The sequence below is a fragment of the Methanolacinia paynteri genome, assembly GCF_000784355.1.
In the GTDB taxonomy this organism is placed as follows: Archaea; Halobacteriota; Methanomicrobia; order Methanomicrobiales; family Methanomicrobiaceae; genus Methanolacinia; species Methanolacinia paynteri.
The window spans coordinates 9939-17728 of the sequence record NZ_KN360935.1 but is presented as its reverse complement, the minus strand read 5'-3'; the positions used below and the strand labels follow the sequence as shown (position 1 = coordinate 17728).

Sequence of the window (7790 nt, the reverse complement as noted above, 5' to 3'; positions counted from 1 at the left end):
TATCAGAGATCTGGCCGTTTTTGTCCTGGAGAAGATACGAGAACGCACCGTGAAGAACGCCCGGTTCACCCTTGCACAGGGCCGCCCCGTGCTGTCCCGGTCCATCGCCCTTTCCTCCCGCCTCGACCCCGATGAGCCTGACAGGATCTTTAATGAACGGGTAGAACATCCCCATCGCGTTCGAACCGCCGCCGACACACGCAATCGCCGCATCCGGCAGCCTACCTTCGGCCTCCATGACCTGCCTTCTCGTCTCCTTTCCGATCACCGACTGGAAGTCCCTGACCATCTCCGGGAACGGGTGCGGCCCGACGACCGACCCCAGGACATAGTGCGTATTCATAACGCTCGCAACCCAGTCACGCATCGCCTCGTTCGTCGCATCCTTGAGCGTCTTCGTCCCCGAACTCACCGGGTGAACCTTCGCTCCCATCAGCTCCATCCGGAACACATTGAGCTTCTGCCTCTCGCAGTCCTTCTCGCCCATGTAAACCTCGACCGGGATCCCGAGAAGAGACCCCGCGATCGCGGTCGCGACCCCGTGCTGTCCCGCACCCGTCTCGGCGATTATCCGCTCCTTTCCCATGTATTTCGCGAGCAGGACCTGGCCGAGGGTGTTGTTGATCTTGTGGGCCCCGCCGTGGAGGAGGTCCTCCCTCTTCAGGTAGACCCTGCACCCGAGATCATCCGACATATTCCTGCAGAACGTTAGCGGCGTCTCGCGTCCGGCATAATTCTTCAGGTACCCGTCGAGCTCCGCCCTGAAACGCTCGTCGGCCATGAACTTCCTGTAGTTCTCCTCGAGCTCGTCCAGTGCGAACATCAGCGTCTCGGGGACATACTGCCCGCCGAATCTCCCGTACCTGCCGGGCCTTCCATTCACAGGCATGCCTCCGCCTCCCTGCAGTGCCTTATGAACTCCGCAACCCTCTTAGGGTCCTTTATTCCCGGACTCTTCTCGACTCCGGACGATACATCCACCGCCGAAGGGGAGATCGTCCTGATCGCATCCTCGACATTTTCGGGATTAAGCCCGCCCGCGAGAATCACCGGGGCGCCCGTCTCCCTGACCATCCTGATCGCGAAATCACTGTCGTATGGTGTTCCGTTCCCGCGGCTCCCGTCGACGAGCACCATGTTGTAGCCCGTAACCGGCTCCTCGCCCGGCCTGACCGCACGGATTACACGTATCCCGTATTTCTCCGGGACCCCGATTCCGCTGTGGAGCTGGATCGCGTCCGGCTTCACGTGCATTATAACCTCTAAGTCGCTCTCCGATCTCGTGTCCGTGACGCAGACCTTCATCGTCGTCGGCTTCAGGGCGGCGAAGATCTCCTTCGCACGCTTCACCGGAACCGATCTCGGCGAATCAGAGCACACCACGACACCGATCGCGTCCGCACCGAGCTCCTCGGCCGTCAGTGCGTCCCTTACCGTCGTTATCCCGCAGATCTTTATGCGCATACGAGACCCTCCAGCGCCTTCGCCGGGTTTTCCGCCTTCATCAGGTATGTCCCGACGAGGAACCCGTCGCAGTATTCTCTCATCTCCCTGATATCCGCAGGTCCGGTGATGCCGCTTTCACAGACGACCGTCACCCCTCTCCCTGCCGCAAGGGGGCCGAGCCTCCTCGTCGTTTCAAGTTCTGTCTTCATTGTCTTCAGGTTCCTGTTGTTGATCCCTATTATCCGTGCTCCGCCAGAGATCGCGTTCTCCATCTCCGCCTCATCATGGACCTCCACGAGGGCTTCGAGCCCGAACCCGTGCGTATATTCTATAAACTCACCCAGCGAATCCCCGAGAACAGCCGCGATAAGCAGGACCGCATCGGCCCCGAGCGCCGCAGTCTCCCTGACCTGTGCCTCGTCGACGACGAAATCCTTTCGCAGGACCGGAACCGCCGTCTGCGGCCGGATCTTTTCTATGAATGAATTGTCCCCGCCGAAGAACTCAGGATTGGTAAGGACCGAGATCCCTGCACATCCTGCATCAACGTATCCGGATGCAATCCCCGCCGGGTCTTCATACCTGCGTATGATTCCTTCGGACGGCGACCTGAATTTTATCTCGGCTATGACCGGGTTCATTCCGTTCTGTTTCTTGTTCTTTATGCTCTTTTCAAGGCTCTGAATCTGCCTTTCCTCAACCGGGACGGAAGTGTCGATCGCCTTTACCCGGCGTCTTGTGCTCTCCACTATCAGGTCAAGCATTGCCGTCACCTTCGTCACTTCCATCCGTCCCGTATCCTGCGAGGGCTTCGAGCTTCCGCATCGCCGAACCGCTGTCGATCGACTTCTCAGCAGCCGAAAGGCCCTTCTCAAGTGTCTGAGCATAACCGCCGACGTAAATCGCCGCAGCGGCGTTGAGAAGGACGATGTCCCTTGCTCCTATACACTTTTCTCCCTCATCTCCGCCGAGCACCCGCCGGATGATGCATGCATTCGTCCGGGGATCGTCTCCCGTCAGTTCGCCGGGGGAAGAGAACGGGATTCCGAGGTCCCTGCAGTCGAGAGTGTATTCCGTAATCTGCCCGTCCTTCAGCTCTGCGACCGCCGTCTTGCCGGCCGTCGTGATCTCGTCGAGCCCGTCGCCGTGGACGACCATCGCCCTTTCGGTCCCGAGAATCGCGAGCACCTCGGCGATCTTTACTACAAGCTCCCTGTCGTAGACCCCGAGGAGCTGGGCCTGTGCACCAGCCGGGTTTGCGAGCGGGCCGAGGACATTGAAGACTGTCCTGATCCCGGTCTCCTGCCGTGCGGTTGAGACATGCCCCATTGCCGGGTGGAAACTCCTTGCGAAGAGGAACCCGATCCCGATCTCTTCGATTGTTTTCTCAACAGTCGCCGGTTCGGCCATGATATTGACCCCGAGAGCTTCGAGGACGTCCGCCGAGCCGCACCTGCTGGAGACGCTCCTGTTCCCGTGCTTTACGACCGGAACTCCGGCTCCTGCCGCAACGATCGCGGCCGCGGTGCTGATATTGAACGTGTTGCTCCCGTCACCGCCCGTTCCGCACGTATCCACAAGAGTCCCTTTGATCTTGGGATGAATCTTTATCCCCGACTCCCGCATGGCTTCAGCGAAGGACGCAATCTCACGGCTCGTCTCCCCTTTCATCCTCATAGCTGTGATGAACGAAGCGATCTGGGAATCTGTCGCATCGCCGGCCATGATCTCCCTCATAACCGATGCGGCTTCAAAATCCGTCAGGTCCGATCCGTCCACGGCGGCCGCGATTGCACTGCGGATCATCTGCATATTCCCTCCCTCAGGAAATTCTCCATGAGCCTGTCGCCGACCCCTGTCAGTATGCTTTCCGGGTGGAACTGGACTCCTTCGACCGGGTATTTCGTGTGCCTGACGCCCATGATCATCCCGTCGTCAGTGCTCTTCGCGGTCAGGACAAGCTCCTTTGGAAGCGTCTCCGCCAGGACGGCGAGCGAATGGTAGCGTGTCGCCGTGATGGGCGATTTCAGCCCCGAGTAGATGCTCCCTCCGTCGTGGATTATCTCCGAGACCTTCCCGTGCACCGGCTTGTTGGTCTTTACGACCTCTGCCCCGAAGAAATGGCAGATCGCCTGGTGGCCGAGGCAGACCCCGAGAGTGGGGGTCTCCCTGCTCAAAGTTTCGAGAACGTCGAGGCAGAGGCCCGAGTTCTCCGGCTTTCCCGGTCCCGGCGAGAGGATGATCCTGTCGTAGTTCCCGGCGAAGACCTCCTCCGGGTCAGCGTCGTTTTTGAATACCGTGAGGTTGCAGCCGGTCTTTCCGATCTGCTGGCAGAGGTTGTAGGTGAAACTGTCGTAGCAGTCTATGACAAGGACGTTCATCTTACAATTCCTCCGGTTCTAATCGCTCCCGTTTCCTTTCCGCCTGCCGCATCGATCGATTTTATTATCCCGGCCGCCTTGCTCTCGGTCTCGAAGAACTCCGTTTCAGGGACAGAATCTGCAACGATCCCCGCTCCGGCCTGGATCGTAAGCTTCCCGTTCTCGGCGAGGACAGTTCTGATCGCTATCGCGAAGTCGATGTCCCCGTCAGGGCAGATATACCCGACCGCTCCCGCGTAGAGACCTCTTGCTTCGGTTTCGAGCTCGTCGATAATCTCCATCGCCCTGATCTTCGGGGCCCCGCTGACCGTTCCCGCCGGGAAGCACGACCTCAGTGCGTCGAACCCGTCGAGGCCGTCCGAGAGATCGCCTTCGACGGTGGATACTATATGCTGGACATGTGAGAACTTCTCGACCTCCATGAACTGCGGCAGCCTGACCGTCCCGTATTTCGAGATCCTGCCGATATCGTTTCTCGCAAGATCGACGAGCATGATATGCTCCGAGCATTCCTTTCCGTCGGCAAGCAGCTCTTCGGCAAGTGCGGCGTCCTCTTCGGGTGTCATTCCGCGTTTCCTCGTCCCTGCGATCGGCACGGTGGAAACTACTCCTTTCCTGCACCTGACAAGCATCTCCGGGCTGGCTCCGATCACCTGGCGTCCGCCGAAATCTATGTAGTACATATACGGGCTCGGGTTGATCTTCCTCAGCGCCCTGTATATCGAATACGGGTCGCCGCCGAATTCGCATTCGAACTTCCGTGAAACGACGGCCTGGAATATGTCTCCCGAGTAGATGTATTCGCGGGCTGAACTGACCATATCCTCGTAGGACTCCTTTCCCGTGGGGGAGGTGTATTCACACCGGTCGCCGGCAGCCCCGTGATCCGTTTCCGTTTCGTTTTGCTTTCCCCTGAGGAGATCGACCATTCCGGCGATCCTTCCTGCGGCCTTCAGGTATTCCGACCTGGCATCCGTATCTTCTCCGATCTTCAGGAGCGATGCGAAGTATACCGAATTTTCAAAATGGTCGTATACTATATAATCTCCCGGCATGAGGAATTCGGCGAGCGGGAAGTCGTTGTCTTCAGTCTTCTTCCTGCTGCCCAACCGGCCGGGGTAGAGCGAGTATACCATATCGTACGAGAAGTATCCCGTAAATCCGCCGGGAAAGATCGGGATTCCGGTATTGCAGAACCGCGGGTTCTTTATCGCGGCTCTTGCGGCTTCGAGCGGGTCTCCGTTTATCTCGCTGTCCGGAGCTCCTGTGAACCCGCGGTCGCCCGTGATCTCCGTCTTTTCCGAGATCGTGATCTTCGCCCGGACGTTGAAGCCGAGTATCGAGTATCTCGCCAGTTTTTCGTTTCCTTCGAGAGATTCGAGTATGAATCCCCCGTCTCTGCATCCATCTTCGCGCAGCATCCCGAATGCATCCGCAGGTCTCGGGAACGTATCGTCGAATACCGCGTAGACAGGAATTATCACCGGATAATCCTTTTCCGCGCAGATCTTTTCTATTTCCGAATATGCTGGTATTGTTTCCTGTAATAAACCGGTCTCCATTCCACCGGCATCACCTCGTGTCACAACATTATTCAGTTTTGTACATATATATACATTATTGTACTGCGATGTACAGAAGTTGGCTTACGGTTGTGTGAAACTTTTGTAAACCCTGCACTCCTGTTGTCGTGCCGCCGTCACGCCTCCCGCACAGTCTCCTGAAACAGGGCTTTAACGGGGAGATCTGCACGATTTCTGGATTTTCGATGCACAAAATTAAGTATTCTCCGGTGCCACTTATATGAACAAGTATGGCCTCCGTTGAAGAAGAAATAAAAGCACTCGAAGACGAGATACAGAATACAAAATACAATAAGGCAACTTCTCATCATATCGGCAGGCTCAAGGCGAAACTTGCGAAACTGAAGGATGAGGCCGTAATGAGAGCGATGGCCTCGGCCGGCGGAGGCGAAGGCTACTCGGTCAAAAAGTCGGGCGACGGAACAGTAGTCCTCGTCGGTTTCCCTTCTGTCGGTAAGTCGACGCTCCTCAACAAACTTACGGGCAATACGGACAGCGAGACCGCGAGCTACGCGTTCACCACACTCACCGTCGTCCCCGGTGCGATGGAGCACAAGGGTGCGAATATCCAGATCCTCGATATCCCGGGACTTATCGCGGGAGCGGCGATGGGCAAGGGCCGCGGAAAGGAGGTCATCGCCGTCGTAAGAGGCGCCGACCTGATCCTCCTTCTCGGCGACGTATACAATGAAAAGCACATCAACGTCCTGATAAACGAACTATACGACGCCGGCATTCGTATCAACAAGAAGAAGCCCGATATCACGATAAAGAAGGCGTCGAACGGCGGTATAAGGTTCAACACAGTCGGCTACTCGGGTCTCGACCTCGAGGAGATTCGTGCGATCCTCGCGGAGAACAAGATCGTCAACGCCGACGTCCTCATCAGGGGCGAGGTGACCCAGGACGATTTCATCGACGCGATGTTCGGCAACAGGGTCTATGTCCCGGCATTCTTTGCGATCAACAAGGTGGATCTCGTCGACGAGCAGACCCGGCGGGATATCGTAAAGGACGTGACGAAAAGATTCGGAAGGCCGCCGATCATGCTCTCGGCCCACAGCGGGTACAATATTGAAAAGCTGAAGGACGAGATCTACGAACAGCTCGGCTTCATTAGGATCTATATGAAACCCGTTGGCGGTAAAGCCGACATGGAAGAGCCGCTCATTATCAGGGAGCCTGCGACGGTGGAAGATGTCTGCAACAAGCTTCACCGCGAATTCGTCAGCAAATTCAGGTATGCAAAAGTGTGGGGCCCGTCGGTCAAGCACGACGCCCAGAGGGTCAGTCTCCCGCACCAGCTTCTGGACGGGGATATTCTGACAATTGTTACGAGGGCCTGAAGGAATCTTTCAGGTCAGTGACTCTTTTATTGCTGCAAGGGGAGCGTCGGTCTTCAGCCCGGTTCCGCAGTAATGGACTCTTGATGCGGCGTATCCCTTCTCTTTCAACGATTCGATGACATCGTCGATCGATTTTGGGGATACTTTCCATAATCTGCTCAGCACGTGGTAGTCGTAGAATGTCGACGTGTCGAGCTCTTCACCGAGTGTCGTGAGGAGTTTTTGGATCTTAATTTCGTTGTCGAGTTCCGCTTCCGGGAGTTTTTCAAGCATCTCCGCGATGAGTTCTTTGTCGTTGATAGCCCCGAGCCAGACCGGGCCGGAGACCGCAAGCTTCCCGCCGCATTCGCTGCACCGTATCGTCTCGGGAAGGATTCCTTTCTGCTCGATCCTGAACCCGCAGCTGTTGCAGTGGTGGACATAGCCGAGATTCGCGAGTGCCTTGTCCGCCCTCCCCGCTCCCCCGGTGACTTTCAGGTGAACCCTGACGAAGTGCTCTCTTGCGTAACAGAAGAGCGGCTCGATCCCGCGATCGTATTTTGCGCATTCCCTTGCCGCGTAGCCGAGGAGAACACGGAGGCCGGTCTCGGAATGGTATTCGTTGTTCAGCGGTTTGGAGAAATACCGGCGGATTCCCGCCTTCAGATGTGCACCGCAGAGGGGGGCGGTGTCCGTCGCCGTTAAGAAGAGATATTTTTTGGCAGATGTCGCCGCCGAGTTCATGAAGGGTGCGGGCGAGCCGAAGGGATCGATGTCGACCGCATCGAATCTTCTCTGGTGCATCAGGACGTTCGCGTCGCATTCGACGACCTCCGCCTCCTTGCAGCACCGGTCGCGGTTGTATTTTATCAGTGTTATAGAGTCGGTGTCCTTGTCGCAGATCGTCACTTTGATCCCGCATTCCTTCGAGACCCTAAGCCCTCTCGCACCTGTTGCCCCCATCGCGTCGAGGTATGTCTCGGGCTGGAGACACTTCAGGATAAGGATTGTCAGGTCCCTGTTTATCGCCATTCTTTTGTTGAAGAATACCGGTG

At 57.0% G+C, this 7790-nt stretch carries 8 protein-coding genes; 1 reads left to right on the top strand and 7 read right to left on the bottom strand.

Annotated features, from left to right (window positions below):
- The 6 genes from trpB to METPAY_RS09295 form a co-directional block, all read right to left on the bottom strand.
- The coding region (trpB, locus tag METPAY_RS09320; RefSeq protein ID WP_394296518.1) for a tryptophan synthase subunit beta at window positions 1–889 on the bottom strand (889 nt) is incomplete at its 3' end.
- Window positions 880–1464, bottom strand: a complete 585-nt coding sequence (locus tag METPAY_RS09315; protein ID WP_048151705.1) for a phosphoribosylanthranilate isomerase — start codon at window positions 1462–1464, stop codon at window positions 880–882. The genes METPAY_RS09315 and trpB, both read right to left, overlap by 10 nt.
- Window positions 1455–2234 carry an indole-3-glycerol phosphate synthase TrpC gene (locus METPAY_RS09310; RefSeq protein ID WP_245611594.1) on the bottom strand — a complete coding sequence of 260 codons (780 nt, stop codon included), beginning with the start codon at window positions 2232–2234 and terminating at the stop codon, window positions 1455–1457. Before METPAY_RS09310 ends, METPAY_RS09315 begins: the two co-directional genes overlap by 10 nt.
- On the bottom strand, window positions 2203–3252 hold the full coding sequence (gene trpD, locus METPAY_RS09305) for an anthranilate phosphoribosyltransferase (protein WP_048151741.1): 1050 nt from the start codon (window positions 3250–3252) through the stop codon (window positions 2203–2205). Before trpD ends, METPAY_RS09310 begins: the two co-directional genes overlap by 32 nt.
- Window positions 3249–3827 (bottom strand): anthranilate synthase component II, encoded by a 579-nt coding sequence (locus tag METPAY_RS09300; protein WP_048151702.1) that lies wholly within the window; start codon window positions 3825–3827, stop codon window positions 3249–3251. The genes trpD and METPAY_RS09300 overlap by 4 nt, the downstream gene beginning before the upstream one ends.
- The gene (locus METPAY_RS09295; protein WP_157199054.1) at window positions 3824–5413 is read right to left on the bottom strand and encodes an anthranilate synthase component I family protein; all 1590 of its coding nucleotides are present in this window, start codon (window positions 5411–5413) and stop codon (window positions 3824–3826) included. The genes METPAY_RS09300 and METPAY_RS09295 overlap by 4 nt, the downstream gene beginning before the upstream one ends.
- Before the next feature lie 227 nt (window positions 5414–5640).
- On the opposite strand from METPAY_RS09295, the gene METPAY_RS09290 reads away from it, so the two are divergent.
- Window positions 5641–6756, top strand: a complete 1116-nt coding sequence (locus tag METPAY_RS09290) for an OBG GTPase family GTP-binding protein (RefSeq protein ID WP_048151696.1) — start codon at window positions 5641–5643, stop codon at window positions 6754–6756.
- Between the two features lie 9 nt (window positions 6757–6765).
- On the opposite strand, the gene METPAY_RS09285 is transcribed toward METPAY_RS09290, so the two are convergent.
- A partial coding sequence (locus METPAY_RS09285; RefSeq protein ID WP_048151693.1) for a tRNA (guanine(10)-N(2))-dimethyltransferase occupies window positions 6766–7790 on the bottom strand: 1025 nt, incomplete at its 5' end.

What these genes read in the sequence shown, in the direction of transcription:
- METPAY_RS09300 (WP_048151702.1), bottom strand. Translation starts at nt 3,827, where the DNA reads ATGAACGTCCTTGTCATAGACTGCTACGACAGTTTCACCTACAACCTC.
- METPAY_RS09315 (WP_048151705.1), bottom strand. Translation starts at nt 1,464, where the DNA reads ATGCGCATAAAGATCTGCGGGATAACGACGGTAAGGGACGCACTGACG.
- METPAY_RS09290 (WP_048151696.1), top strand. Translation starts at nt 5,641, where the DNA reads ATGGCCTCCGTTGAAGAAGAAATAAAAGCACTCGAAGACGAGATACAG.
- METPAY_RS09310 (WP_245611594.1), bottom strand. Translation starts at nt 2,234, where the DNA reads ATGGAAGTGACGAAGGTGACGGCAATGCTTGACCTGATAGTGGAGAGC.
- trpD (WP_048151741.1), bottom strand. Translation starts at nt 3,252, where the DNA reads ATGATCCGCAGTGCAATCGCGGCCGCCGTGGACGGATCGGACCTGACG.